The 25,941-nt window shown below is 72.5% G+C and carries 25 protein-coding genes and 3 pseudogenes; 18 read left to right on the forward strand and 10 right to left on the reverse strand.

The window, feature by feature from the left end; translation table 11 throughout:
• Positions 1-10 precede the first annotated feature (10 nt).
• Positions 11-1,381, reverse strand: coding sequence for a cryptochrome/photolyase family protein (locus AC3ETA_RS31535; protein WP_432196296.1), 1,371 nt, complete (start codon positions 1,379-1,381; stop codon positions 11-13).
• 83 nt (positions 1,382-1,464) lie between these two features.
• A complete protein-coding gene (locus AC3ETA_RS31540) occupies positions 1,465-2,997 on the reverse strand; it encodes an SDR family oxidoreductase (RefSeq protein ID WP_432196297.1) in 1,533 nt (510 codons plus the stop codon).
• Positions 2,998-3,109: 112 nt separating this feature from the next.
• On the opposite strand from AC3ETA_RS31540, the gene AC3ETA_RS31545 reads away from it, so the two are divergent.
• The 3 genes from AC3ETA_RS31545 (at position 3,110) to AC3ETA_RS31555 (ending at position 6,111) form a co-directional block, all read left to right on the forward strand.
• Positions 3,110-3,616, forward strand: coding sequence for a MarR family winged helix-turn-helix transcriptional regulator (locus AC3ETA_RS31545; protein ID WP_432196298.1), 507 nt, complete (start codon positions 3,110-3,112; stop codon positions 3,614-3,616).
• Positions 3,617-3,777: 161 nt separating this feature from the next.
• Positions 3,778-5,853, forward strand: a complete 2,076-nt coding sequence (locus tag AC3ETA_RS31550) for an MMPL family transporter (RefSeq protein WP_432196299.1) — start codon at positions 3,778-3,780, stop codon at positions 5,851-5,853.
• 90 nt (positions 5,854-5,943) lie between these two features.
• Entirely contained in the window at positions 5,944-6,111 is a 168-nt protein-coding gene (locus AC3ETA_RS31555) for a hypothetical protein (protein WP_432196300.1), read from the forward strand.
• 60 nt (positions 6,112-6,171) lie between these two features.
• Here the strand turns inward: AC3ETA_RS31555 and AC3ETA_RS31560 are convergent, their stop codons facing one another.
• On the reverse strand, positions 6,172-7,212 hold the full coding sequence (locus tag AC3ETA_RS31560) for an acyl-CoA dehydrogenase family protein (protein WP_432196301.1): 1,041 nt from the start codon (positions 7,210-7,212) through the stop codon (positions 6,172-6,174).
• A 99-nt stretch (positions 7,213-7,311) separates the two neighbouring features.
• Between AC3ETA_RS31560 and AC3ETA_RS31565 the strand changes: the two genes are divergently transcribed.
• From AC3ETA_RS31565 to AC3ETA_RS31590, 6 genes and pseudogenes are all read left to right on the forward strand, one after another.
• On the forward strand, positions 7,312-7,683 hold the full coding sequence (locus AC3ETA_RS31565; RefSeq protein WP_432196302.1) for a YciI family protein: 372 nt from the start codon (positions 7,312-7,314) through the stop codon (positions 7,681-7,683).
• Positions 7,680-8,873 carry an RNA polymerase sigma factor gene (locus AC3ETA_RS31570; RefSeq protein ID WP_432196303.1) on the forward strand — a complete coding sequence of 398 codons (1,194 nt, stop codon included), beginning with the start codon at positions 7,680-7,682 and terminating at the stop codon, positions 8,871-8,873. Before AC3ETA_RS31565 ends, AC3ETA_RS31570 begins: the two co-directional genes overlap by 4 nt.
• 64 nt (positions 8,874-8,937) lie before the next feature.
• A pseudogene (locus AC3ETA_RS31575) lies at positions 8,938-9,141 on the forward strand (ABC transporter ATP-binding protein); the annotation flags it as partial.
• A 411-nt stretch (positions 9,142-9,552) separates the two neighbouring features.
• Entirely contained in the window at positions 9,553-9,681 is a 129-nt protein-coding gene (locus tag AC3ETA_RS31580; protein WP_432196305.1) for a hypothetical protein, read from the forward strand.
• Between the two features lie 321 nt (positions 9,682-10,002).
• Positions 10,003-10,616, forward strand: a pseudogene (locus AC3ETA_RS31585) (chitinase); the annotation flags it as partial.
• 37 nt (positions 10,617-10,653) lie between these two features.
• Entirely contained in the window at positions 10,654-11,559 is a 906-nt protein-coding gene (locus tag AC3ETA_RS31590) for an aldo/keto reductase (RefSeq protein WP_432196306.1), read from the forward strand.
• A gap of 19 nt (positions 11,560-11,578) precedes the next feature.
• Here the strand turns inward: AC3ETA_RS31590 and sph are convergent, their stop codons facing one another.
• Both sph and AC3ETA_RS31600 read right to left on the reverse strand, forming a co-directional pair.
• Entirely contained in the window at positions 11,579-12,565 is a 987-nt protein-coding gene (sph, locus tag AC3ETA_RS31595) for a sphingomyelin phosphodiesterase (RefSeq protein WP_432196307.1), read from the reverse strand.
• Positions 12,566-12,685: 120 nt separating this feature from the next.
• Complete coding sequence (locus tag AC3ETA_RS31600; RefSeq protein ID WP_432196308.1) at positions 12,686-13,144, reverse strand: pyridoxamine 5'-phosphate oxidase family protein; 459 nt, start codon at positions 13,142-13,144, stop codon at positions 12,686-12,688.
• Positions 13,145-13,278: 134 nt separating this feature from the next.
• Between AC3ETA_RS31600 and AC3ETA_RS31605 the strand changes: the two genes are divergently transcribed.
• Positions 13,279-13,665: a VOC family protein gene (locus tag AC3ETA_RS31605; RefSeq protein ID WP_432196309.1), complete on the forward strand. Its 387-nt coding sequence runs from the start codon at positions 13,279-13,281 to the stop codon at positions 13,663-13,665.
• 71 nt (positions 13,666-13,736) lie between these two features.
• The gene (locus AC3ETA_RS31610) at positions 13,737-14,807 is read left to right on the forward strand and encodes an adenosine deaminase (protein ID WP_432196310.1); all 1,071 of its coding nucleotides are present in this window, start codon (positions 13,737-13,739) and stop codon (positions 14,805-14,807) included.
• A gap of 16 nt (positions 14,808-14,823) precedes the next feature.
• On the opposite strand, the gene AC3ETA_RS31615 is transcribed toward AC3ETA_RS31610, so the two are convergent.
• On the reverse strand, positions 14,824-15,333 hold the full coding sequence (locus AC3ETA_RS31615; RefSeq protein WP_432196311.1) for a mycothiol transferase: 510 nt from the start codon (positions 15,331-15,333) through the stop codon (positions 14,824-14,826).
• 25 nt (positions 15,334-15,358) lie between these two features.
• The gene (locus AC3ETA_RS31620; RefSeq protein WP_432196312.1) at positions 15,359-16,246 is read right to left on the reverse strand and encodes a LysR family transcriptional regulator; all 888 of its coding nucleotides are present in this window, start codon (positions 16,244-16,246) and stop codon (positions 15,359-15,361) included.
• Between the two features lie 137 nt (positions 16,247-16,383).
• Here AC3ETA_RS31620 and mgrA point away from each other — a divergent pair, with 137 nt between their 5' ends.
• The gene (mgrA, locus tag AC3ETA_RS31625) at positions 16,384-17,376 is read left to right on the forward strand and encodes an L-glyceraldehyde 3-phosphate reductase (RefSeq protein ID WP_432196313.1); all 993 of its coding nucleotides are present in this window, start codon (positions 16,384-16,386) and stop codon (positions 17,374-17,376) included.
• Here mgrA and AC3ETA_RS31630 read toward each other — a convergent pair.
• Positions 17,366-17,635 carry a DUF1905 domain-containing protein gene (locus AC3ETA_RS31630; protein ID WP_432196365.1) on the reverse strand — a complete coding sequence of 90 codons (270 nt, stop codon included), beginning with the start codon at positions 17,633-17,635 and terminating at the stop codon, positions 17,366-17,368. The two genes, mgrA and AC3ETA_RS31630, sit on opposite strands and share 11 nt — an antisense overlap.
• 91 nt (positions 17,636-17,726) lie before the next feature.
• Positions 17,727-17,909: pseudogene (locus AC3ETA_RS31635) on the reverse strand (nuclear transport factor 2 family protein); the annotation flags it as partial.
• Between the two features lie 359 nt (positions 17,910-18,268).
• On the opposite strand from AC3ETA_RS31635, the gene AC3ETA_RS31640 reads away from it, so the two are divergent.
• From AC3ETA_RS31640 to AC3ETA_RS31655, 4 genes are all read left to right on the forward strand, one after another.
• Positions 18,269-18,679 (forward strand): hypothetical protein, encoded by a 411-nt coding sequence (locus AC3ETA_RS31640; RefSeq protein WP_125528862.1) that lies wholly within the window; start codon positions 18,269-18,271, stop codon positions 18,677-18,679.
• A gap of 83 nt (positions 18,680-18,762) precedes the next feature.
• A complete protein-coding gene (locus AC3ETA_RS31645; RefSeq protein ID WP_432196314.1) occupies positions 18,763-21,111 on the forward strand; it encodes an FHA domain-containing protein in 2,349 nt (782 codons plus the stop codon).
• 9 nt (positions 21,112-21,120) lie between these two features.
• A complete protein-coding gene (locus AC3ETA_RS31650; RefSeq protein ID WP_432196315.1) occupies positions 21,121-21,666 on the forward strand; it encodes an SH3 domain-containing protein in 546 nt (181 codons plus the stop codon).
• The gene (locus AC3ETA_RS31655) at positions 21,656-22,717 is read left to right on the forward strand and encodes a serine/threonine-protein kinase (RefSeq protein WP_432196316.1); all 1,062 of its coding nucleotides are present in this window, start codon (positions 21,656-21,658) and stop codon (positions 22,715-22,717) included. Before AC3ETA_RS31650 ends, AC3ETA_RS31655 begins: the two co-directional genes overlap by 11 nt.
• 12 nt (positions 22,718-22,729) lie before the next feature.
• Here AC3ETA_RS31655 and AC3ETA_RS31660 read toward each other — a convergent pair whose 3' ends face one another.
• The gene (locus AC3ETA_RS31660) at positions 22,730-24,016 is read right to left on the reverse strand and encodes a streptophobe family protein (protein ID WP_432196317.1); all 1,287 of its coding nucleotides are present in this window, start codon (positions 24,014-24,016) and stop codon (positions 22,730-22,732) included.
• A 224-nt stretch (positions 24,017-24,240) separates the two neighbouring features.
• On the opposite strand from AC3ETA_RS31660, the gene AC3ETA_RS31665 reads away from it, so the two are divergent.
• Together AC3ETA_RS31665 and AC3ETA_RS31670 are read left to right on the forward strand one after the other, a co-directional pair.
• Positions 24,241-25,383 carry a DUF6777 domain-containing protein gene (locus tag AC3ETA_RS31665; RefSeq protein ID WP_432196318.1) on the forward strand — a complete coding sequence of 381 codons (1,143 nt, stop codon included), beginning with the start codon at positions 24,241-24,243 and terminating at the stop codon, positions 25,381-25,383.
• A gap of 99 nt (positions 25,384-25,482) precedes the next feature.
• On the forward strand, positions 25,483-25,938 hold the full coding sequence (locus AC3ETA_RS31670; RefSeq protein WP_432196319.1) for an ATP-binding protein: 456 nt from the start codon (positions 25,483-25,485) through the stop codon (positions 25,936-25,938).
• The last annotated feature ends 3 nt before the right edge of the window (positions 25,939-25,941 follow it).

The raw sequence follows: 25,941 nt of genomic DNA on the forward strand, positions 1-25,941 counted from the left end.
CAGGGACAGGTCATCTCCCCCGGGCCTGCTTGAAGCGGGCCAGCCCGTCGGACAGCTCGACGATCGGGTCCGGGTAGTCCAGCGCGGCACGCTCCTCGTCCGGCAGCCGCCACGGCTCGTGGACCGCGCGCCCCTCGATGCCCGCCAACTCCGTTACCCAGCGCCGGACATAGTCGCCGTCGGGGTCGTAGCGCTTGGCCTGCGCGACCGGGTTGAGGACACGGTTGGGCCGGGTGTCGGTACCCGTCCCCGCGACCCACTGCCAGTTGAGCTGGTTGTTGGCGACATCGCCGTCGACCAGCAGATCGAGGAAGTGCCGGGCGCCGACCCGCCAGTCGACATACAGGGTCTTGGCGAGGAAGCTCGCCGTCAGCAGGCGTCCGCGGTTGTGCATCCAGCCCTCGTGCCGCAACTGGCGCATCGCGGCGTCGACGACCGGGTAGCCGGTGCGGCCCTCTTTCCACGCCTCGACGTCGTCGCGCGCCTCCCGCTCGGAGCGCCAACGGTCGTGCCGGGGGCGGTAGTCGGCGCTGCCCGCGCCCGGCCGCGCCGCGAGGACCTGCCGGTGGAAGTCGCGCCAGGCGAGCTGCCGTACGAAGGCGTCGGCGCCCGGCCCGCCGGCCCGGCGCGCGCGGTGGACCAGCTCGACGGGGGAGAGCGTGCCGAAGTGCAGATGCGGGGAGAGGCGGGAGGTGGCGTCACCGGCGAGGTCGTCGTGGCGCTCCTCGTAGGCGGACACCGGGCCGCGCAGCCACGCGGTGAGCCGTTTGCGGCCCTCCTGCTCGCCTCCCGCGGCGAGTGACTCCGACAGGCCCCGTACCTCTTCGCGGGAGGGCAGCGGCTCGGAGCCGACGCCGTCCGGGACCCGTACCTTGCGCGGCGCGCCCAGCGCGTCCCGCACCAGCTCGTCGGACCAGCGGCGGAAGTACGGCGTGAAGACGGCGAAGTGGTCCGAGCCGCCCGGGGTCACCGCGCCCGGGGCGACGGCGGTGGTCACGGTGTCGTGGACGTGCAGCCGTACCCCTTGCGCCTCCAGGGCCCGCCTCAGCCGCTCCTCGCGCCGCTGGGCGTGGGCGCTGACGTCGGACGCCATGTGCACCTCGTCGGCGTCCGCCTCGACGACCACCTTGCACACCTGGTCGACGAGGCCGCCCTCGCGCACGACGAGCCGGCCGCCCCGCTCGCGCAGCCCGGCGTCCAGGTCGCGCAGACAGTCGGCGAGGAAGGCCAGCCGGTTCGGTACGGCGAACCCGGCGCCGTCCACCGCCCGGTCCCGCACGAACAGCGGGACCGTCAGCTCGGTGCCGTCGAGGGCGGCGCGCAGCGGCGGGTGGTCGTGCAGCCGCAGATCGGAGGTGAACAGGACGACCGAGATGCTCATGTCGGGTGCTCCGTGGGAGTCGGGGGTGTGGTCCGCTGCCCGGTCGATGCGGTCGATGCGGTCGGCGGGCGCGGTGGGGAAGGTCAGGGAACGCGGGCGCCGTCCGGGGCGGGGACGGGTGCGTTCGCCGCGGCCCGGGCGATGTTGCGGGCCATGCCGCCGAACACGACGGCGTGGAAGGGGGAGACGCTCCACCAGTACGCCTGGCCGAGCAGACCGTGCGGATGGAACAGGGCGCGCTGCCGGTACAGCGTGCGGCCGTCCCCGTCGGTGAGCACCCGCATCTCCAGCCAGGCCAGCCCCGGCAACCGCATCTCGGCCCGCAGCCGCAGCAGCCCGCCGGGCTCGATCGCCTCGACCCGCCAGAAGTCCAGCGAGTCGCCGACCCGCAGCCGGGATGCGTCGCGGCGCCCCCGGCGCAGCCCCACCCCGCCCACCAGCCGGTCGAGCCAGCCGCGCACCGCCCACGCGAGCGGGAAGGAGTACCAGCCGTTCTCGCCGCCGATCCCCTCGACCACCCGCCACAGCGCCTCGGGCGAGGCGTCGACCAGGCGCTCCCGGTCGTCGCTGTACAGGCTTCCGCCCGCCCAGTCCGGGTCGGTCGGCAGAGGGTCGCTCGGAGCGCCGGGCACGGACGCCGACGACCAGCGGGTCGTCACCCGCGCGTCCCGCACCCGCCGCAGGGCCAGCCGTACGGCCTCGTCGAAGCCGATCGGGTGCCCCGGCGGGTCGGGGACGTGGTCGGCGATGTCGTGCTCGGCGCACACCACCTCGTGCCGCAGGGACTCGGTGAGCGGGCGGGCGATCGAGGAGGGGACGGGGGTGACCAGGCCGACCCAGAGGCTGGACAGGCCGGGGGTGAGCATCGGCACGGTGAGGATGACCCGGCGCGGCAGTCCGGCGACCTCGGCGTAGCGGACCATCATCTCCCGGTACGTCAGCACGTCCGGCCCGCCGATGTCGAAGGTGCGGTTGACGTGCTCGGGCATCCGGGCGCTGCCGACCAGGGCGCGCAGCACGTCCCGCACGGCCACGGGCTGGATGCGGGTGTGCACCCAGCCGGGAGTGACCATCACCGGCAGGCGTTCGGTCAGATAGCGCAGCATCTCGAAGGAGGCGGAGCCCGAGCCGAGGATGACGGCCGCCCGCAGGACGGTCGTCGGCACCCCGGAGCCCAGCAGGATCCGGCCGACCTCGGCCCGCGAGCGCAGATGCGGGGAGAGCTCCCGCTCGGGCACGCCCGCGGGGGTGAGACCGCCGAGGTAGACGATCCGCCGGACGCCCGCGGCCCGTGCCTGGTCGGCGAAGATGCGTGCGGCCCTGCGGTCGGTCTGCTCGAATTCCTTCCCGGTCCCCAGGGCGTGCACCAGGTAGTACGCCACATCGACGCCCTTCAGCGCCCGGCCTACGGAAGCGGCGTCGGTGACGTCGCCGCGCATGACCTCGGCCTGGTCCGCCCAGGGGTGATCGCGCAACTTGTCGGGGGAGCGGGCCAGGCAGCGCACCCGGTACCCGGCGTCCAGCAGCTCGGGCACGAGGCGCCCGCCGATGTAACCCGTGGCGCCGGTCACCAGGCACCGCGGTCCCTCACGCACCTCGTCCTGCTCCATCTCCATCTGGCATCGGTCCTCACGTGTCGGAACCCCCTGGTGATCACTTCCCCGTCCGGGGCCGTTTCGGATGCGGCCACCGTCCGGCGGGGGAACGGCGGGTCTATAGGGTGATCGCGTGGGCACAGCGAACGACGGGCAACAGCGTGCGGCGGGACCGGAGTCCGGCGCGGACGGGACGCCGACCGACCTGTACTCCTTCGCGGTGCGGCTGCGGCGCATGAACGGAGAGATCAACCGGCTGGTCCATGGCTTCGCGGCCGAGCACGGTCTGCACCCCACGGACATCCAGGCCCTCGCGGCGATCATGGACGCGGACGAACCGATGACCCCCGGCCGCCTGCGGCAGCACCTCGGCCTCACCTCGGGGGCGGTCACGGCCTGCGTGGACCGCCTGGAGCGGGCGGGACACATCCGCAGGGTCCGGGAGAGCGCCGACCGCAGGGTCGTCCATCTGCACTACGCCCCCGACGCGCGGGCCGCGGCCCGGTCCTACTTCCGTCCGCTCGCCGCGGCGACGGAGGCCGCCCGCGCGCAGTTCAGCGAGGCCGAGCTGGCCGTGGTGCTGCGCTTCCTGACCGCGATGAACGAGGAACTGGGCACGGTCGGGCCGGGCGCCCGCTGAATTCGCCGGCCTGCGGGTGCATCCGACCCCCGGGCGGCAACGGAAGAACCGGTGTCGTCTACGATCACGGACGACAAATATCTCAATGGTTGAGATTGTTTGTTGTTGAGGTATCTGCCGTTGGGGCAGCCCTCCCGCCGTACGGACAGCCCTGGAGACCGATGTCCTCCCCCACTCGACGCGCCCGTGTGCTCGTCCCCCTGCTCCTGCTGGTCGGCTGGCTCATTGCCGGAGGTGTCCTCGGCCCTTATGCCGGGCGCCTCGGCGAGGTCGCGACCAACGACCAGGCCGCGTTCCTGCCGCGCAGCGCCGAGTCGACCGAAGTCATAGCGCAGCAGCGCGCGTTCCGGCAGGACGAGACCCTGCCCGTGATCGTCGTCTGGACCGGCGAGGAAGGCACCGGGATCACCGAACGGCGGACCGCCGCCACCCAGGCCCTCGCCTCCCTCGCCGGCTCGCCCGGAGTCGCCGGCGAAGTCTCACCGGCGATCCCGTCCGAGGACGGGCAGGCGCTGGAGGGCGTGGTCCCGCTGCGTCCCGACCTCGGCGACGAACTCGACGGCACCCTGGACCGAGTCCGGGCCGCCGCCGAGCGCGTCCCGGGCACCACGGTCCAGCTCGCGGGTCCCGCCGCGACCCGGGCCGACCTGTCCGACGCCTTCGCCGGCATCGACGGGCTGCTCCTCGCGGTCGCGCTGGCCGTCGTCCTGGTCATCCTGCTGCTCGTCCACCGCAGCCTGCTGCTGCCCTTGGTGATCATCGTCGGCTCGGTCTTCGCCCTCGGCGTGGCCTGTGCCGTGGTGTACGTCCTGGCCGACCACGACGTCGTCCGCGTCGACGGGCAGGTGCAGGGCATCCTCTCGATCCTCGTGATCGGCGCGGCCACCGACTACGCCCTGCTGCTCACGGCCCGCTACCGCGAGGAACTCGCCCGGCGCGGCGACCGGTTCACCGCCATGGCGGCCGCGCTGCGGCAGTCCTGGGCGGCGATCACCGCCAGCGCCGCCACCGTCGCGCTCGGACTGCTCGCCCTGCTGCTCAGCGACCTCACCAACAACCGCGCCCTCGGCCCGGTCGGCGCCATCGGCATCGCCTGCGCCGTCCTGACCTCGCTGACCTTCCTGCCCGCCGCGCTCGTCCTCCTCGGCCGGGCCGCCTACTGGCCCGCGCGGCCGCGCCCCGTGGACACGGGCCGGGAAGGCATCTGGCACCGGGTCGCCGCCCTGGTCGACCGGGCGCCGCGCAAGGTCTGGGCGGTCACCCTCGCCGTCCTGCTGGCCGGCGCCGCCTGCGCGCCCCTGCTCACCTCCAAGGGCGTCCCGCTCGACGAGACCTTCGTCAACGACGCGCCCTCGGTCGCCGCGCAGCAGACCCTCAGCCGGCACTTCCCGGCCGGTTCCGGCAACCCCGCCGTGGTCGTCGCCGACGCCGGGCGGGTCACCGAGGTCGTCCGCGCGGCCGAGGACACCGAGGGCGTCGCCTCCGCCGCCGCGGTCAGCGCCTCGGGCCGGCCCGGTGACGAACCCCTCGTCGTCGACGGCCGGGTACGCGTCGACGTCACCCTCACCTCCGCCCCCGACAGCGACGCCGCCAAGGACACCGTCGCCCGGCTCCGCGCCGCCGTGCACGACGTGCCCGGCGCCGACGCCCTCGTCGGTGGCTACACGGCCCAGCAGTACGACACTCTGCGCACCGCCGAGGCCGACCGCACCGTCATCGTCCCCGTGGTCCTCGCGATCATCCTGGTCATCCTGATCGCGCTGCTGCGCTCGCTCCTGCTGCCCGTGCTGCTGGTGGTGACGGTGGCCCTCAACTTCCTCACCGCACTGGGCGTCTCGGCGCTGGTGTTCCGTCATGTCCTCGGCTTCGAGGGGACCGACGCGTCGGTGCCGCTGTACGGGTTCGTCTTCCTCGTCGCCCTCGGGGTCGACTACAACATCTTCCTCATGTCCCGGGTGCGGGAGGAGACGCTGCGGCACGGGCCCGCGCGGGGCCTCTCCCGCGGCCTCGTCAGCACGGGCGGTGTCATCACCTCCGCCGGTGTGGTGCTGGCCGCCACCTTCGCCGCCCTCGGTGTCATTCCGCTGGCGTTCCTCGTGCAGATCGCCTTCATCGTGGCCTTCGGCGTCCTGCTCGACACCCTCGTGGTGCGGTCGCTGCTGGTGCCGGCGCTGGTGCGGGACATCGGGCCGCGCGTGTGGTGGCCGACGGCCGTCGGAGAAAACACGAAGGGGTGAACATGCTCACGTCGAAGGCGGGCAGGCGGAGGGTACGAGGCAATTGCTCGGCCCACGAGGCGAAGTCCGATTCTGGAGGTGTCTGCCGGTATGGGCGCGAAGGTGTTGGAGCGGTTTCCCGCGGGTGCTCCGCGCGGATCGTGGCCGGCGGAGGAGTACGCGGCCGAACGCCGCGCCCATGGTGAGCCGGCGACCGTCGTGATGGACCTGACGTCGGACGCCTTCCTCGTCGTCGTCCCGTCGCGCGAAGAGGACTGAGCGGGCGTCCGCACGCCGAGCGAGGTCGGGGCCCGCCCGGCGTGCGGACCCACAGCGGCTTCAGGAGGCGTCCGCCACCAGTGCCTCCAGATGGGCTGCGCGCGACCGCACGGTCTGGCCCTGCACCAGCAGGAACAGGGCCTCCCGCGCCAGGCGTTGCGCCGAGCCGGCCAGCGACAGCGACCGGCCGCCCCCGGCCACCACCGCCGCGGTGGTGGCCGTACGCATCAGCTCGGCCGCCCGGACGCGCAGCGCCAGGCGCTCCGTCAGGTGCTCGCCCGCGGCGGAGCGATCGGCCAACTCGTAGGCGCCGCGGCGGACTTCCTCCAGCCGGGTGCGCAGCGGCCCGGCGGTCTCCTCGTCGAGAAGGGCCAGCGCCGCCTCGGTCACCCCGAACACGGCCGGGGACGCCTCGACCGTCTTCGCGCGGTCGGTGAGGGCCCACTCCTCGTACGGTCTCCGCAGCGCCACCGAGTCCTCCGGCAGCCACAGCCCGTCCAGCTCCAGCGACACCGTGCGGGACGCGGTGAGCGCCGCGAGCCGCATCGGCTCCGAGGCCCGGAGCCCAGGCTGCTCCCGGGCCTCGGTGAACGCGAACACCACCTCGCCGCCCTCCGTGACACCCGCGAGCAGCATCACGTCGTTCAGACCCCAGCCGGTGTACCAGGGCACCGTCCCGTCGAACCGCCACCCGTCGCCCTCCCGGGTGACCCGCACCGGCATGCGCGGATACGACCGCAGATGCGCGTACGCCACCCCCGACAGCAGTTCGCCGCGGGCCAGCGGACCCAGCAGCCGTTCCCGCACCGGCCCCCTGCACCCGGTCAGTGTCGCGACCGGCGTGTGGTGCTGGGTCTGCACGAACCAGGTCGAGCAGCAGGCCCCGGCCAGGATCTCCCCGGTGCGCCGGGCCACCGCGGCAGGGGCCGCCCATCCGCCGTACGACTCGGGCGCGCTCACCCCGAGCAGCCCCGAGTGCCTGATCGCGTCGATGTGACTGGTCGGCACGCCCTCCTGGTCGACACGTTCGGCCAGTGGGGCGAGCACGTCGTGCGCGAGACGCTGGGCGCGGGCGACGAGGGGATGGTCTTTCGTGGTCATGGACGAAATTCTTACGGCGCGGTCGTGCGGGGTGTCGATTCGGGAGTGTGCCGTTCGTGTAGGAGGTGAGAGAACACGACGACGCCCGAGGAGGCCGTCATGAAGTACTACCTGCTCAATGTGATGCAGCCGGTGGGGGAGCGCCCGGCGCCGGAGGTGCTCGCCGGGATCGGGAAGAACCTCGACGCCCTCAACCGCGAGCTGCGCGAGGCGGGTGCCTGGGTGTTCGCCGGCGGGCTGCACGGCCCGGAGTCCTCCACCGTGCTGCGGCCCCGCGACGGCGACGTCCTGATCACCGACGGCCCCTATGCCGAGGGCAAGGAGATGCTCGGCGGCATCAGCCTCATCAAGGCGCCCGATCTGGACGCTGCCCTGGAGTGGGGCCGCAGGCTCGCCCTGGCGACGACCCTGCCGATCGAGGTACGGCCGTTCATGGGCGGGGCCGGGGACCCCGAAGCCGACGCCCGATGACGCACCCCGACGTCGAGGCGGCCTTCCGCGCGGAGTACGGCCGCGCGGTCGCCGTCCTCGTGCGCACCCTGGGCGACATCGACCTCGCCGAGGAAGCGGTGCAGGACGCGTTCACCACGGCCCTGCGGCGCTGGCCGGAGACCGGAGCGCCGCCGAGCCCGGCCGGCTGGATCATCACCACCGCTCGCAACCGTGCCCTCGACCGGCTGCGCCGCGAGGCCGGCCGGGGCGAACGCCAGGCCCAGGCCGCCCTGTTGTACGCCCCCGACGCCCCGCGCGAGGAGGGTCCCGTGCGCGACGAACGGCTCCGGCTCGTCTTCACCTGCTGCCACCCCGCCCTCGCCGTCCAGGCGCGGGTCGCCCTGACCCTGCGCCTGCTCGGCGGGCTCACCACCGCTCAGATCGCGCGGGCCTTCCTGGTGCCCGAGCCGACGATGGCCCAGCGCCTGGTGCGCGCCAAGGCGAAGATCCGCAACGCCGGCATCCCCTACCGCGTGCCGCGCGACGCCGACCTGCCCGACCGTCTCACCGCAGTCCTGGCGGTCGTCTACCTGATCTTCAACCAGGGGTACGAGGGCGAGGCGGCCCTGTGCGCGGAGGCCGTACGGCTCGGCCGTCTCCTCGCCGCACTCATGCCGGACGAGCCCGAGGTCACCGGACTGCTCGCGCTGATGCTCCTCGTCGAGTCGCGCCGAGACGCCCGGCAGGACGAGCACGGCGAACTCGTGCCGCTGCCGGAACAGGACCGGGGACTGTGGGACCGGGACCTGGTCGCCGAGGGACAGTCGCTCGTCCGCCGCTGCCTGCGCCTCGGCCGGCCGGGGCCGTACCAGATCCAGGCCGCGATCCAGGCCGCGCACAGCGACGCGCCGAGCGGGCGGGACACGGACTGGGGACAGATCCGCCGGCTCTACGACCAGCTCATGGCCGTCGCACCGAGCCCGGTCGTGGCCCTGAACCGGGCGGTCGCCGTCGCCGAGACCGAAGGCCCCGCGCGGGCCCTGGACCTCGTGGACGCGCTGGACCTCGACGGCTACCACGTCCTGCACGCCGTCCGCGCCGACCTGCTGCGCCGCCTGGGTCGCGACAACGAAGCCGTGCGCGAGTACGACAGAGCCGTCGAGCTCTCCGAGAACCCGGCCGAGCGCGCGTACCTCGGACGCCGGCGCCGCGAACTCGTCCGCGGGTGATGCGGCGAAGGCGGTGGCGAGAGTACCTCCACCGCCCGAGAAGGTGCAGATCAGCGATCAGGTGAGTGGTGCTCAGGTGGTGCTCTTCGGCGCCCACGACGCGGACGAGGCGCTGTTCCTCTGCGACCTGGTGGCACTGCCCGCCGACGGCGGCCCCACCGGGATCCGGCAGGTGCCACGGACCCGCGACCGCGCGGCCCACGACGATCCCGCGACTGCGGCCCTGCGCCGCGACGTCCTCGACTCCCTCGGCGGCCGCACGTCCTGACGACGGCGGGTCGTCACGCTTCCGGCCCATGGGCCCCCGGCCGTCCCGTAGGCCCTGACGACGGCCGGCCGCCGTGGTCCCGACCTGTGGGTCCCGGCCACGTACGCCCTGACGACGGCGGGTCGTCGTCACCCCTGTGGCCCACAGGTCCCCGGCCGTCCCGTACGCCGTGACGACGGCCGGTCGCCGTGCTTTCGACCTGTGGGTCCCGGCCACGTACGCCCTGACGACGGCGGGTCGTCACGCCTGCGGCCCATGGGCCCCCGGCCGTCCCGTACGCCCTGAGGACGGCCGGTCGCCGTGCTTTCGACCTGTGGGCCCCGGCCACGTACGCCCTGACGACAACCGGACAGCGCGCGCCCGCCCCCGAGTCCCCGGCCGACCGGTTGCCCCGAAGCGTTCCGCGCCACCGTGACCGCGGCCCTCGAAGACCCGGCTCGGCAGGTCCGCCTGGGTGCCGCGAAGGTCCTCGGCGGGGCCGGCGCGGTCGACGACCCCGACGCGGATGTGCGCGCGTACGCGGGGCGGGCGATGCGGTGATCCGGCGGTGCCCCCCCCGACTCCCGGCGCAGCCGGACGAGTTGCTTGGTCTATACCTTTTCTGGTCTACACCCTTGACTGGTACATACCAAAGCGGTTGAGTGTGTCACCACACCCCCCACCACGGCCGCCCCCACGCCGTGACCGACTCCGTCGGTGCGTGCGCACGAGGTGCCGATTTCCCCCGGCCCTCGTACGGGTGCGGCCGTGCTCCGCAAAGGAGTTGAACCTGTGAAGAGGCGCCGTATCGCCGCACTTGTCTCCTCACTGGCCCTGGGCAGCGCCGCGCTGCTGCTCCAGCCGGCCCCGAGTGCGTCCGCCGCCGGCTTCGTGGTCAGCGAGGCCCAGTTCAACCAGATGTTCCCGAACCGGAATCCCTTCTACACGTACAGCGGCCTCACCGCCGCGCTGAGTGCCTACCCCGGCTTCGCGAACACCGGGAGCGACACCGTGAAGAAGCAGGAGGCGGCGGCCTTCCTCGCCAACGTCAACCACGAGACCGGCGGCCTCGTGCACATCGTCGAGCAGAACACCGCCAACTACCCCCACTACTGCGACCGGAGCCAGCCCTACGGCTGCCCCGCCGGCCAGGCCGCCTACTACGGCCGCGGTCCGATCCAGCTGTCGTGGAACTTCAACTACAAGGCCGCGGGCGACGCCCTCGGCATCGACCTGCTCAACAACCCCTGGCGGGTGCAGAACGAGTCGGCCGTCGCCTGGAAGACGGGTCTTTGGTACTGGAACACGCAGTCCGGCCCATGACACCGCACAACGCCATGGTGAACCAGGCCGGCTTCGGTCAGACGATCCGCTCCATCAACGGCTCCCTGGAGTGCGACGGCAAGAACCCGGCGCAGGTGCAGAGCCGCGTCGACGCCTACAACCGGTTCACCTCGGTCCTCGGCGTCTCGCCGGGCGGCAACCTCTACTGCTGACGCCCCGCGTGCCCGGGGCGTGTGCGAGACTCCGCCGATGACCTCGGAAACGATCACCGCGGACGCCGCGGGCACCTGGAAACTCGGCGACCTCTCCGTGGGCCGCGTCGGCTTCGGCGCGATGCGGCTCACCGGCAGCGCCGCCTTCCACCACGGGACGCCGAGCGACCGTGAGCAATCGATCGCCGTACTGCGCAAGGCGATCGACCTCGGCGTCGACCACATCGACACGGCGGCGTTCTACTTCTCCGCCACCCGCTCCGCCAACGAACTGATCAACACCGCACTGGCGCCGTACCCCGACGACCTGGTCATCGCCACCAAGGTGGGCCCCTTCCGCGCCTACGACGGGGAGTGGGGCACGTCGGCCCGCCCCGACCGACTGCGCGGCCACGTCGAGGAGAACCTGCGCCAGCTCGGCCGCGACCACCTGGACGTCGTCTATCTGCGCCGCATGCGGCAGGACTCCATCGCCGAGCACTTCGGCGCGCTGGCCGAACTGCGGGAGGCGGGTCTCATCCGGCACCTCGGCATCTCCGGCGTGCAGCCGCGCCACCTCGCCGAGGCGCAGGCCATCGCGCCCGTGGTGAGCGTGCAGAACCGGTACGCGCTCGACCGGCCCGACCCGGAGGCCGACCAACTGCTGCGCCTGTGCGGCGAGCAGGGCATCGCGTTCGTGCCGTTCTACGCGGTGGCCGGGGACGCGGGGGAGCGGGGCGCGACCGCCGCCCACGACGACGAGGTACAGGCCGTGGCACGGGCGCACGGCGCGAGCCCCGCCCAGGTGCGCATCGCCTGGACCCTGCACCGCGGCCCGCACGTCCTCGCCATCCCCGGCACCGGCAACCCCGCCCACCTGAGCGAGAACGTGGCCGCGGGAGCGCTCCGCCTGACCGGCGAAGAGGCGGCCCGGCTCGACGCGGCGCGGGAACACGCCGTTTGAGCCGGACCGCCCCGACCGCTCAGCCCGCGTACCCGGTCACCGGGTAGTGGTCCGACAGGTTCGTGTACGTGTAGTCGGTGCCCCAGCTCGACACCGTCCAGGGCGCGCTCTGCTCCTCGACGACGTCGTTCTTCCAGACCGTGGGACGGGCGTGGCCCGCGCGGTGCAGGACATGGTCCAGGTCCTCGCGCGGGTCGTCGGGGTAGCGGTCGTGGGCTATGGAGTTCTCCGCCGTGTCGAACGAGTACGGGTGCCCGGTGCGCGCGTCGGCGCCCACCAGCCCGCCGTCGGCGAGCATCGAGGCGTACTCAGGCGTGCGCGAGTCGACGTTCAGGTCACCGGCGAGGATCACCTGCTCGTTCGCCGGGATGTTCTTGCCGTCCAGGAACGCGTCGATCGTCCTGAACTGCCGGCTGCGCATGGCGGCCGCCTCGCCGGCGTCACAGCCCGGGTCCGTCGACTGGGCGTGCGTGCCGACGACGTGCACCTTGGTGCCGTTCACGTTCAGTACGACGTACGCGAAGCCTTTGTTGGACCACCAGTCCGCGCCGCACGCGTCCTTGTAGACCCACTGTTCCTTGCGCAGGATCGGCCACTTGCTGACGACCGTGACCCCGCCGTCCTCCGGAGTGGTCGCCGAGTACGCGCCGCCGGTGGCGTCCCAGCCGCTCCTGGTGCGCCCGACCACCGGGGTCTGGTACGGGTAGCGGCCGGCGAGCGAGCTCTTCAGCGCGTCCGACGAGGAGTTGTCGAACGCCTCCTGGAACACGACGACGTCGTTGCCCTGCACGAACGGAGCCCTGGCGATCTCCGCGGCCCGGTGGTCCTGGCCCCAGTTCGGGTACAGAGTCCTGCTGAACAGGAAGACGTTGTACGTCAGCACCTTGAGCGGCGGCGTCTGTTCGGCGGCGGACGCGGCGGGCGCCGAACCGGCCAGGCCGGCGGCGGCGAGCGAGAACGCGAGCACGGCCGAGCCCTGTGCACGGCGATGTGCGAAGAGCGTCACTGGATCTCCCTGTGATCGAAGGGGGTTGAGTGGCGCCGCACATCAAACCATCAGGGATTACCCTCAGGTAACAGTCGTGCAGGCATTGGATGTCGCGGGAACGTACGCACCGGGACTTGTTCAGACAAGCCAGATTCCGTTTCGCATCAGATGCCGTTGCGGCAGCTCGCGCACCTCGTGCCAGGCCTGCACCGCATGCGGGCGGACCCGGTGGTAGGCGTAGGCGGCGGAGTCGCCGCGGGGATCCCAGCCCGTCTTCGCACGGAACGCCTCGGCGGCGGCAGCCGGCACTTCCTCGCGCGTGTGGACGTCCACCTCGCCGTCGATGAGGACGACGTCGCGCGTGTCCCCGAAGGCCGGCCGGGTGCGGCGGCCGGCGGCGAGGTCGCGGCCCGTGGGGTTGCCCGGGCGGGTGGCCGGCCAGAGCGCCTCGCCGACCCAGACGAACCACAGCGCGACCAGAAAGGGCACCCCGTCGCCGTCCGCCGACGCCACCCAGATGTCCGTCTCCCGTTCCAGCCGGTCGAGAAGGTCCTGCTTGCGGCGCTCGGGACTGCGGGGTTCGGCCGTGATCGTCATGCCGGGGACGCTGGCGATCGGCCGCCTGTCGCGCCTCGGGCGGCAGGCCCAGGACTCAGGTCCCGGTGATGACTGGCGCTGCGCACGTTTTACGTATAACCTCTCCCGTCAATCGAACCTCCCGGAAGGCCCCGATGAGACGCATCGCCCTGGTCACCCTCGTCGTCGACGACTACGACGAGGCGATCCGCTTCTACACCGAAGCCCTTGGCTTCCGGCTCGTCGAGGACACCCCGCGCCCGGACGGCTCCCGCTGGGTCGTCGTCCAGCCCGGCGAGCAGGGCACCGCGCTGGTGCTGGCCCGGGCCAAGGGGGACGGGCAGCACGCCCGGATCGGCGACCAGACCGGCGGGCGGGTCGGGTTCTTCCTGCACACCGACGACTTCGCCCGTGACCACGCCCGCATGATCGCCGCCGGCGTGACCTTCCTGGAGGAGCCGCGCCATGAGCCGTACGGCTCGGTCGCCGTCTTCCAGGACCTGTACGGCAACCGCTGGGACCTGCTCCAGCCCGCGGACTGATCGCCGGCCCGCTTCCCCCGCCGCTTCGAACCGCCCCGCTCAAAGAAGCCCGCTCAAAGAAGGACCGCACCATGACCGCTACGCGCGTAGACGCCACTGTGATCCGCCGCCTCCCCAAGGCCGTCCTGCACGACCACCTCGACGGCGGCCTGCGCCCCGCCACCGTGGTGGAGCTCGCGGCCGAGGTCGGCCACACCCTGCCCACCACCGACCCGGACGAGCTCGCCGCCTGGTACTTCGAGGCCGCGAACTCCGGCGACCTGGTCCGCTACATAGCCACCTTCGAGCACACCCTCGCCGTGATGCAGACCCGCGAGGGTCTGCTGCGCACCGCCGAGGAGTACGTCCTGGACCTGGCCGCCGACGGTGTCGTGTACGGCGAGGTGCGCTACGCGCCCGAGCTGAACACCAGCGGCGGGCTGACCATCCCCGAGGTCGTCGAGACTGTCCAGGAGGGTCTCGCCGCCGGTATGGCGAAGGCCGCGGCGGCGGGCACCCCGGTGCGCGTGGGCACTCTGCTGTGCGGGATGCGGATGTTCGACCGGGTGCGGGAGGCCGCCGACGCGGCCGTGGCCTTCCGGGACGCCGGAGTGGTCGGCTTCGACATCGCCGGTGCCGAGGCCGGTTTCCCCGCCGCCGACCACCGGGACGCCTTCGAGCACCTGCGTCGCGAGAGCGTGCCGTTCACCATCCACGCCGGTGAGGCCGACGGTCTGTCCAGCATCCACCAGGCCCTCCAGATCTGCGGCGCACAGCGCATCGGGCACGGCGTCCGCATCACCGACGACATCGTCGACGGCAAGCTCGGCCGCCTCGCGAGCTGGGTGCGCGACCGTCGTGTCGCCCTGGAGATGTGCCCGACGTCCAACCTCCAGACCGGCGCCGCCACCTCCATCGCCGAGCACCCGATCACCGAGCTGAAGGACCTGGGTTTCCGGGTCACCCTCAACACAGACAACCGTCTGGTGTCGGGCACGACGATGACCCGCGAGATGTCGCTGCTGGCCGAGCAGGCCGGCTGGACCGTCGAGGACCTGCGCACGGTCACGCTGAACGCCCTGAAGAGCGCGTTCATCCCCTTCGACGAGCGTAACGCCCTCATCGAGGACGTCGTCCTGCCGGGGTACGCGGCCGCGCTCTGAACCCGGCGGTGCTGGGCTAAGAGCCCAGCACCAGCCCTCGCACATAGGCGGCCTGCCCGACGTGCTGAAGATCGTCGGACAGGACGCTGACCAGCCGTACGCCCAGGGTGACCGGCGGATCCCAGCGCTCGTCCACGACCCGTTCCAGATCCTTGGCGGCCACCTCGCGCAGCCGGCTGACCGTCTGGTCGTGCACGGCGTCGTAGTAGCCGGTCAGCAGGTCACCGGAGTCGACCTGCACCTTGGCGACCTTCGCCGGGGTGTGGCCGTAGCCGGTGTCGCGGCGCGGCAGGTCGAGGCCGAAGGTCTTGTGCCAGTCCTGCGCCAGCCACACCTGGTCGAGCTCGAAGGCGTCGGCGATGTGATCGTCCTGGACCCGGGTCAGATGCCAGATCAGCCAGGCGACGGAGTTGGCGCCGGGGGCGGGGCGGGCACCGAGCTGGTCGGCGGCGAGGCCCCCGACGGCGGCGTGGACTTCTTCCTGGATGCGGTTGTACCCGTCGATGAGGATGTCCTTCGCATGCATGACTCCACCATCGCGCACCCCTTGCTCAGGCGCCTTCCGTTTCCAGCAGCGCCATCAGTGCCCGCGCCGCCGGGCTGGTGGCCTGCGCGGGCGGCAGCAGGGCCACCGTCTGGTAGACCGTCTCGCCCGCGTCCTTCACCGGCAGGGCGGTCAGCGACGGCCGCTTGTGCCGGAAGTGGCGCGGCACGACGGCGACACCGAGGTCCTCGTCCACCAGGTCCAGCAGGCTGTGCACGTCGTTGACCTCCAGGGACACCGTCCGCCGTACGCCCGCTGCGGCGAACACCGCGTCGGTGGCGCGCCGCGGCCCCCAGTCCGGGTGGAAGTCGACGAAGACCTCTCCGCCCAGGTCCTCCGGGGTGACCGCGGCCCCGGCCACGGCCAGCCGGTGGCTCGGATGGCACAGGACCGTCATCGGCTCACTGGTCAGCGGTACGACCCGCAGCTGATCGATGTCCTCCTGCGCCGTCCGGACCACGAAGGCCAGATCGAGGCGGCCGGCCGCGACCTCCTCCGCCAGCGCCCCCGAGCCCGCCTGCCGCAGACAGATCTCCACGTCCGGGTGCTCCCGCCGGAAGGCCGCGAGCAGTCCGGCCACATGCACCCCGGCGATGCACTGCTCGGACCCGAGCGCCAGCATCCCGCGCAGCACGCCCTGCACGGCGGCCACCGCCTCGTGGGCGGACCGCACCTGCGCCAGGATCCGCTCGGCCTCGCACAGCAGGGCACGGCCGGCCGGGGTGAGCGTCACCCGGCGGGTCGTGCGCACGAACAGCGGGGTCTGCAACTCCCGCTCCAGTGCCCGGATCGAGGCCGAGAGTCCCGACTGGGACACCATCAGACGCTCGGCCGCCCGGGTGAAGTGCTGGTCCTCGGCGACCGCGACGAAGTGCTGGAGATGGCGCAGTTCCATGATTGAGCAGCCTAGCCGCTCAATCCCATCTGATTTACCTGTTGGACCACTGCCCGCAGGTCGCGACAGCATGGACGGCGACTGGAACACCGGCTCTGCGGAGCCGTCCTTCGTGTGCCAACCCCTCTGGAGTCGCGTTGTACACCGCACACACCGACCGTTACGCGGACATGCCCTACCGGCGCACCGGCCGCAGCGGCCTGAAGCTCCCCGCGCTGTCCCTCGGACTGTGGCACAACTTCGGTCCGGACCGCCCGGTGGAGACCCAGCGGGCCATCCTGCGCCGCGCCTTCGACCTCGGCGTCACGCACTTCGACCTGGCCAACAACTACGGCCCGCCGCCCGGCGCCGCCGAGTCGGCGTTCGGCGAGGCCCTGCGGACGGACTTCGCGCCGTACCGGGACGAGATGATCATCTCCACCAAGGCCGGCTATCTGATGTGGCCGGGCCCGTACGGCGAGTGGGGCTCGCGCAAGTACGTGCTGTCCTCGCTCGACCAGAGCCTGAAGCGGATGGGCCTGGACTACGTCGACATCTTCTACTCGCACCGCCCGGACCCGGATACTCCGCTGGAGGAGACCATGGGCGCGCTGCACTCCGCGGTGCAGCAGGGCAAGGCGCTCTACGTCGGCGTCTCCAACTACTCGCCCGAGCAGACCCGCGAGGCCGCCCGCATCCTGGGCGAACTGGGCACCCCGCTGCTCATCCACCAGCCCGCGTACTCGATGCTGGACCGCCGCCCCGAGGAGGAGGGACTGCTCGACGCCCTGGACGAACTCCAGGTCGGCTCGATCGTCTTCTCCCCGCTGGCGCAGGGCCGGCTGACCTCCCGCTACCTCGACGGCATCCCGAAGGACTCGCGGGCGGCGAGCGGCAGCCCGTTCCTGAACGCCGACGCGATCACCGACGAGCTGCTCGGCAAGCTGCGCGCGCTCGACGAGATCGCCAAGTCCCGTGGCCAGACGCTGGCCCAGCTGGCACTGGCCTGGGTGCTGCGCGGCGGCCGGGTCACCTCCGCGCTGGTCGGCGCGAGCAGCGCGCAGCAGATCGAGGACAGCGTGGCCGCGACCCGCAACCTCGACTTCGACGCCGAGGAGCTGGCGCGGATCGAGGTTGTGCTCAACGGCTGATCCGTTCGGTGAGGTGGACGGTCACGGAGTCACCCTCCCCCTTCCCGATGGCCTTGCGGACATCGGCCTTGACGGGGAGCTTGTGGGTGCCGTCCCCGAGGGCCATGAACGAACTGCGGAAGGGATGTCCGTCGATCGTCCCGCTGACCTTGACCAGTCCCCGGGTGCCGAAGAAGCCGACGGACTCCGGCCACACGACATAGGTCCAACCACTGTTGTTCGGGCTCTTGCGCAGGACGGCGGTGAATTCCGCGTCCATGTGCGTGCTCGTGGTCATGATGCCCTCCGTATCGCGGCGGTCTCTCCTGGCTGCATCGGGGCAGACCGCCGCGGCGCGCGGAACTCATCGGTCAGGCCCCGGCGGGCACCCGGTCCAGGAAGCCGAGGACCGAGGCGATCCGCCCCTCGGTGTCCAGCGTGATCACATCCGACGCCGCCACCGGGGCCGCCCGGTCGGCCTCGGCGCGCTCGTGGGCCGCCGATATCACCGCGGCCGGCTGCGCGTGACCGCGGACGGCCGCGAGGGGATCGGTGCTCGCGGGCATGGGTGATCAGCCACCATCGAGGGCGTAACTGCTGCTCAGGACCCCGATCCGGTGTCGGTGACCCGGTACCGCAGCGATGCCCGCCCGCGCCGGAAAGCTCGATTGCGCCCGAGGTGATGTCCGCCGGTGATCAAGGCTTGACGTGTTCCCGTCGCATTTCGGCCAACCGGACCTGTGAATATGCCAGGAGAGTGGCCGGAAAACCGTGGTGACAGTGTTTCAGTAGTGAACATACTCAACTACGTGGGCGCGTCACATGGGGCGACGGCGCCCTCACGCACCGCTCACGAGCCGCACCGAAAGCGAGGTCCGCCGACAGGCGAACACGGCACCACGGGGGAGGCTACATGCACGACGAGTTCCTTTGCCATGTCACCGCGTACGGCGTCTGCGGCGGTCGCCGCATCGGGGTGCCCCTGGGAACCTACCGGGCGCCCACCCTCGCGCTCGCCCTGTGGTGGTTACGCGACCGGGCGTCCTGGATGGCCGAGCGATTAGACCCGCGACCGGAGGCCGAGCACTTCCCGCCCAGCTCGCTCGTCCCGGTCGCCGACACCGTTCCCGACGTCCCCGCCGCCCTGCGCGACTGGTGCGGCGACGTCGACCGGCAGGAGCTGGTCGCCGACGAGCTGGCGGCCGGCCGACTGGTTCGGATCGCCGTGAGCGACGAGACCACGGAGTACGAACTGCTCGCCGAGTCGGTGGACGCGCTGCGTATGCAGCGGACGCTCCCGGCTCTGGTCGTCCCCGTCGCCTGAACTCCCCGCCGCGAAGCGATCCCGCCCGCCGAACCCCCTCGCCCACGCAGGCGCATACAGGGACGGATCGATAGAATCCTGGCATGGCGGAGCGTTCGTTCGCACCGACCGCGCCCGTACTCGTCCTGGAGACCGACTCGGGCTCGACCGTGATGACCCCGGGCCGCGACTATCACGTGGGCCGCGACCCGCTGAGCGACATCGTCATCGACGACGCCCGTGTCTCCTGGCACCACGCGGTGCTGCGGCCCGAGGCCGACCACTGGACCCTCGCCGACGAGAACAGCACCAACGGCACCTACACCGACGGCCACCGCGTCCAGGAGTGGGACGTCGGCCCCGGCACCGTCATCCGCTTCGGCAACCCCTCCGACGGCCCCCGCGCGACCCTGCTGGACCGCCCCGCCCCGACCCTGGCGCCCGGGCGTCCCTCCGCGGTCTCCATGCCGGCCCGCACCGGCACCTTCCGGCAGCCCACCAACGTCCGCCCGCTGCCGGCCCGGACCGTCCGCATCGGCCGCGCCCCCGACAACGACCTCGTCATCGACGACCTGGTCGTCTCCCGTCACCACGCGGAACTGCGCGCCCTGCCGGACGGCGGCTACGAGATCGCCGACCTGGGCAGCCACAACGGCACCTACCTCAACGGCAGCCGGGTCACCGGCACCGCCCCGATCGGCGCCGGTGACATCGTCGGCATCGGCCACTCCGCGTTCTGCCTGATCGGGGACGAGCTCCAGGAGTACGTCGACACCGGCGAGATCTCCCTGGAGGTGCAGGACCTCGCGGTCACCGTCGACCGGGGCGCCAAGACCCTCCTCGACCACGTCTCCTTCCCGGTGGGGGAGAAGTGCCTGCTCGCCGTCGTCGGGCCGAGCGGCGCCGGCAAGTCCACCCTCCTCAACGCCCTCACCGGACAGCGCCCCGCCGACCACGGCACCGTGCTCTACGACGGCCGTGACCTCTACCGCGACTACGCCGAACTGCGCCAGCGCATCGGCCTGGTCCCGCAGGACGACATCCTGCACGCCCAGCTCACCGTCCGCAGCGCCCTGTCCTACGCCGCCGAGCTGCGCTTCCCCCAGGACACCGCCAAGGACGAGCGCCGGGCCCGGGTCGACGAGGTCATCCACGAGCTGGGCCTGGAGCAGCGCGCCGGGCAGCCCGTGCACAGCCTCTCCGGCGGGCAGCGCAAGCGTGTCAGCGTCGCCCTGGAACTGCTGACCAAGCCCTCGCTGCTGTTCCTCGACGAGCCGACCTCCGGGCTCGACCCGGGCATGGACCGCTCGGTGATGCACATGCTGCGGGGCCTCGCCGACGACGGCCGCACCGTCATCGTCGTCACCCACAGCGTGCTGAGCCTCGACGTCTGCGACCGGCTCCTCGTCCTCGCGCCCGGCGGACGCATCGCCTACTACGGGCCGCCCGAGGAGGCGCTGGCCTACTTCGGCTTCGAGAACTGGCCCGAGGCCTTCGAGGCGTTCGAGCACGCCCAGGACCGGGACTGGGCGGGCGACTACCGCACCTCCCTCTTCCAGCAGCAGTACATCGCCGACGCCACCGCACAGCCCCGCCGGCCCGGCGCCGAGCCGGTCGCCGTCGGCCGCCCGCCCCGGCCCCGCGGGCGAGCCGCCCAGCTCGGCACGCTGATCCGCCGCTACTCCGCGGCACTGAGCGCGGACCGCACCTTCCTGATCATCATGATCGCCCTGCCCTTCGTGATGGGCGCGATGGCCCGCGCCCTGGCGGGCGGCCGGCTGACCCAGGAGACGGCGATGAACGCGCTGCTGATCCTGTGCGTCGGCGGCGTCCTGACCGGCGCGGCGAACGCGGTCCGCGAGCTCGTCAAGGAGCGGGTCATCTACCGGCGCGAACGCGCGGTCGGCCTGTCCAGATCGGCGTACCTGATGTCCAAGGTGGTGGTGCTCGGGACGATCACCGTGCTCCAGGCCGTCGTGCTGACCCTGGTCGCCCTGCTCGGCGTCGATCTCAACGCCCCGGGCGGCAAGGGCGTGTTGCTGCCGCCCCTCGTCGAGATCACCGTGGCCGTGGCCCTGCTGGCCTTCACAGCGATGATGCTCGGCCTCGTCGTCTCCGCGCTGGTGCGCAAGGAGGAGGTGACCATGCCGCTGCTGGTGCTGCTCGCCATCGTGCAGGTCGTCTTCTGCGGCGCCCTGCTCAAGCTGCACGGGGTCCCCGGCCTGGAGCAGCTGTCCTGGCTGGTGCCCTCGCGATGGGCGCTCGGCGCGATGGCCGGCACCGTCGAACTGTCCCGGATCGTGCCCGGCGACCTGACGGGCGACCCGCTGTTCGAGCACTCGGCCGGGGTGTGGCTGTTCAACATCGCCATGCTCGTCGTGCTGTCGGTGGTCTTCGGCTTCCTCGTCTCCCGACTGCTGCGCCGACGCGAACCCGTCGTGATGCGGAAGTAGGCGCGCGTGATGGCTACCCCCGGCTTCCGGCCCACTCACGTCGTACCCGGCCGCGGCATGCCCGCCTGGGAGACCCCGGACCCCACTCGGCCCACCGTGTCCCTCGACGCGTACCTGCCGGTCCAGCTCGTCGAACGACGCGGCGACTGGGGGCACATCCTGTGCGCCAACGGCTGGTCGGCCTGGGTCGACGGCCGCTTCCTGGTCGCCGTACCGCAGGACCCGCCCACCGCCGACGACGGCCCGCTCGCCCGCACCGCCGATCCGCGCCCGCTGCTCGCCCGGACCGAGCGGGCGCTTTCCGGGTACCGGTCCGCGGTGGAGGACCTGGCGGCCGGCGGCCTGGACGGCGAGTCCTTCCACGGCCGTACGCACGGCGTGCGGGTCGGCGTCGTCGTCGACGGGGAGTCGGTGTGGCTGTACGACGCCGAGCACGGACGCTGGGTGTACGCGGACGGCACACGGCTGAGCACCTACACGACGGACGAGGCGCCCCGCGCCGAAGCGGAGCCCGGCCCCGCCCCGACCCAGGTCGTGACGCCCGATGGCCCGTGACACGAGCCTGTTCTCCGGCCGCCCCTCCGAGCTGATCGGCCGACAGGTCGCCGGCTACCGCATCGAGCGCGAGATCGGCCGGGGCGGCATGGCGGTGGTCTACCGGGCACGGGACCTGCGCCTGGAGCGCACCGTCGCGCTGAAGCTCCTCGCCCCCGAGCTCGCCCGCAACGACACCTTCCGCCGCCGCTTCACCCATGAGTCCCGGGCCGCCGCCGCGATCGACCACCCCCACATCGTGCCCGTCTTCGAGGCGGGCGAGACCGACGGCGTGCTGTACATCGCCATGCGCTACGTCGCCGGCAGCGACCTGCGTCATCTCCTTGACCGTCAGGGTCCGCTGCCGCCCGGGACGGTCCTGCGCATCGCCGCCCAGGTCGCCTCCGCCCTCGACGCGGCGCACGAGCACGGGCTGGTGCACCGGGACGTCAAACCCGGCAACATCCTCGTCGCGCGCGGCACCGACAGCGACCACCCCGAGCACGTCTACCTCACGGACTTCGGCCTGACGAAGAAGTCGCTGTCCCTGACCGGCTTCACCACCGTCGGCCAGTTCGTCGGCACTCTCGACTACGTGGCCCCCGAGCAGATCTCCGGCAAGCCGGTCGACGCGCGCTGCGACGTCTACGGCTTCGCCTGTGTGGTCTACGAGTGCCTGGCGGGCCATCCGCCGTTCCGCCGCGACGACGACATGGCCCTGCTGTGGGCGCACCAGTACGACGAGCCGCCGCCCCTGACCGAGGCCCGCCCGGACCTCGCCGCGGCGGTCGACGCCGTGTTCGCCGACGCGCTGGCCAAGAACCCCGACCGGCGGCAGGACTCCTGCCTCGCCTTCGTCGCCGAGCTGCGGGCCGCCGTGGCCGGTGGCGCGGGGGCGGGACACGCGCCGACGGAGGTGGACCTCCGGGTCGCGGGAGCCGGGGAGGAGCGTGCCGCGGCCGAGCCGCCGAAGGAGTCCAAGGGGCGCGCCGCCGCAGAGCCGTCCGAGGAGTCGGCGCGGTACGAGCCGAAGCCGCCGCCGCGCTGGGCCGAGCCGTTCTTCCGGCGGTGAACGGCGACCCGCTCAGCCCTCGGGCCGCGCCGCGACCTCGCCCCGGTGCCGCAGCGGCCGCGCCAGCAGCCCGCCGAGGAACCCGGTGACCAGCCCCCACAGCAGCGCCAGCCCGATGGCACCCCACACCTCGGGCTTAAGGAACAGCTCGCCGGCCAGATCACCGCCGAGGTCGCCGATGCCCAGCACCGACAGGCCGTAGTGCGCGGAGATCCGGCCGACGAGGCAGATCATCAGCACCGTCAGCGCCAGTGCGACCGCCATGTGCACGGCGTGCTGCCAGGCGCGGATCCGGGCCGGTGAACGCCGCGCCATCACGAACGCGGCGGCCAGCAGCAGCACAGCGTCCACCACGATCAGCCACCACACCCGCCCGTCCTGCTCGGCGAGCGTCCCGAGGTTGACCTCGGCCACTTCCCTGCCGCGCAGCACCTCGTCCAGCACCTGCGGCATGGGCAGTCCGAACGGCCCGTCCACCCGCCCGTTCCAGGTCGCGCCGAGCCCGATCGTGAGGGCGAACCACACCAGGTTCGGCATCCCGAGCAGGATCACGGCGAAGGTCTCGGCCGCGTGACCGCGCGTCGCCGCGACCACCAGCCCGACGACCACGCCGAGCCCGACGTACACCAGCAACAGCACCACCATGGCGTAGGCGGCCGGTCGCACCGACTCCTGGAAGCGCAGCAGCCGCCCCGGCAGCGGCGCCCCGCGCGAGACCAGCAGGGCCAGCACCAGCACGCCCGCCAGCCACAGCAGCCCGAAGAACACGGTCGCCGCAACGTCGGTGGTGAAGCCGATCCGGGGCGAGATGCCGAACAGGTCACCGAGGTCGCCGAGCACGTCCTGCCCGAGGTCGCGCAGGGAGAGGGTGAAGGTCTGGCGGGCGGTGAAGGCCAGCACCAGCAGGGCGACCAGCCACAGCACGGCGATCCGGGCGGCCCATCCCGCCAGCTCCCGGGCACCGGCGACCGCCCGGTGCCGCAGCGGCCACAGGAAACCGGCGGCCAGCACGAGAGCGCCGGTCAGGGTGACGGACAGCGGGATCACGGTCAGCCCGGCATCGGACTCGGCGAGCCCACCGGCGTTCCCCGAGAGCTCGACCGTGCCGCCGACCGCCGTGACCACGGTCGCCGCGACGACCCGGGGGAAGGCGCCGTCGGGGAGGTCAGCCGCCCCGGCCGCCCACAGGCCCAGCGCCGCGACGACCGCCATCGCGATCAGCCCGGCCAGCACCACGGCGAGGGCATGCACCCAGCCATGGGCGGCCACGGCCGGACGGGAAGGGGGCGCGACACTCACTCTGCCCACGCTAAGCAGCACCCGCGCGGTGCGCCCGCCGGAAGGTCCGTATGCGTCGGCTTGCGGGCGGCGCGGTATCGGAACACAGAATGGGAGCGTCGCGAAAAACCGCAAAAGATGGCAGATGCGGTGAGAACGGATCAGGCGTCGCGGGAGCCTCGTACAGCGCAAGGGGTTTCCGCGGCACGGGACTCGCAGGAGTCCCCCGTCGGGAAGAAGGCTTCGTGAGCGTCGAACCTCCGTCGTCCGACCGGCCCACAGGACCGCCCTCGGGCCCCCTGTCGGGCCCCTCGCAGCCGCCGTCCGGCCCGCCCTCGCAGCCCCCGTCCGGCGGAGGCGGTGCGCCGGAGCCCGGCGGCCCAGGACCGCAACGCCCGTGGTGGCGGTCGGCGCCCCGCATCGCGGCAATCACCGCCGTGGTGGTGGCCGCCGTGATCCTCGCCGTCGTCCTCTCCCGCGGCGACGGCGACGGCGGCACCGGACAGAGCGGCGAGGTCTTCCTGCAGGCCGCGGACAAGACGGGCCCCGACCCCTTCACCGAGTCCACCGCCAACGACAGCTCCGCCCCGCCCGCCACCCCGTCCCCGCCCACCGGGTCGACGTCGTCGAACCAACTGCGCGGTGTCGACGGCGGCGCCCCCGGTCTGTACGGCGGCACACGCAACACCGCCGCCTGCGACGTGGAGAAGCAGGTCGACTACCTCAGGTCGGCGCCGGACAAGAACAAGGCGTTCGCGTCGGTCGCCCGCGTCGGGGCCGCCGACGTCCCCGCCTACCTGCGCTCGCTCACCCCCGTCCAGCTCCGCCTGGACACCCGCGTCACCAACCACGGCTACGTCGACGGCGCCGCCACCAGCTACCAGGCCGTCCTTCAGGCCGGCACCGCGGTCCTGGTCGACGACCGGGGAGAGCCCCGGGTGCGGTGCGCCTGCGGCAACCCGCTGACCCAGCCCGTCGCCCAGCAGGGCACGCTCAAGCGGACCGGCGACTCCTGGCCGTCGTACCGCTCCTCGGACGTCGTGGTCGTGACCCCTTCGCAGACGGTCATCAACGTGTTCGTCATCTACGACGCCGCCGCCGACGAGTGGGTCGCCCGCCACCGGGGCGACGACGGCGACAAGGACCGCAAGACCGACCGCCCGGCGAAGCCCACCCCGTCGGTGAGCGCCTCGACGCCGACCACGCCGACCACGCCGGAGAGCTCCACGCCCGAGACCGCGACCAGCGAGCCCACCACGAGCGAACCCCCGACGACCGAGCCCGAAACGCCCGACACGTCCACCCCGCCGCCCCCTCCGGAAGAAGACACGGCCACCACTTCGCAGTCGGCGCCCACCGAGGCCGCCACCCCGTCCCCGGAGCTGTGACGTACGGCGCCACCTGCAGGGTGACTGCCCCGCCGCGCTCTGGGTAACAGGACTGGTGCAGCAGCATCCGGCCAGTGCCGGCTTCCGAGAGAGAAACGCATGATCGAGCACGCGGACGGGGCAGTGATTCCTACTGGTTTCGACGTGCCCGTGGAACCACTGAGGCGGGCAGCGCACTACAGCGGTGAACCGGGATGCATCGCCGAGGCGCGGTCCTTCGCCGCGCTGTTCCTCGGCCGGCTCAGGACCGAGTGGTGCGCCACCATCGGCGCGCCCGTCGAGGACAAGGTGCTCCTGGTGGTCAGCGAGCTGGTCACCAACGCCGACCGGCACAGCAACGGCCCGTACATCCTGGACCTGGAGGGCACGGACGACGCGGTGTCGGTCTGCGTGTACGACAGCAGCTCCGCCCTGCCGCGCCGGTACCCCAAGGACCCGGAGCGGGTCGGCCGGCACGGCCTGGAGATAGTCCACGCGCTCGCGGCCGAGGTGGCCGTCGAGCGCGTACCGGTCGGCAAGCGGGTGCGGGCGCTACTGCGGCTCGCCGACGAGTGAGGG

This window comes from Streptomyces sp. bgisy027 (assembly GCF_057710365.1).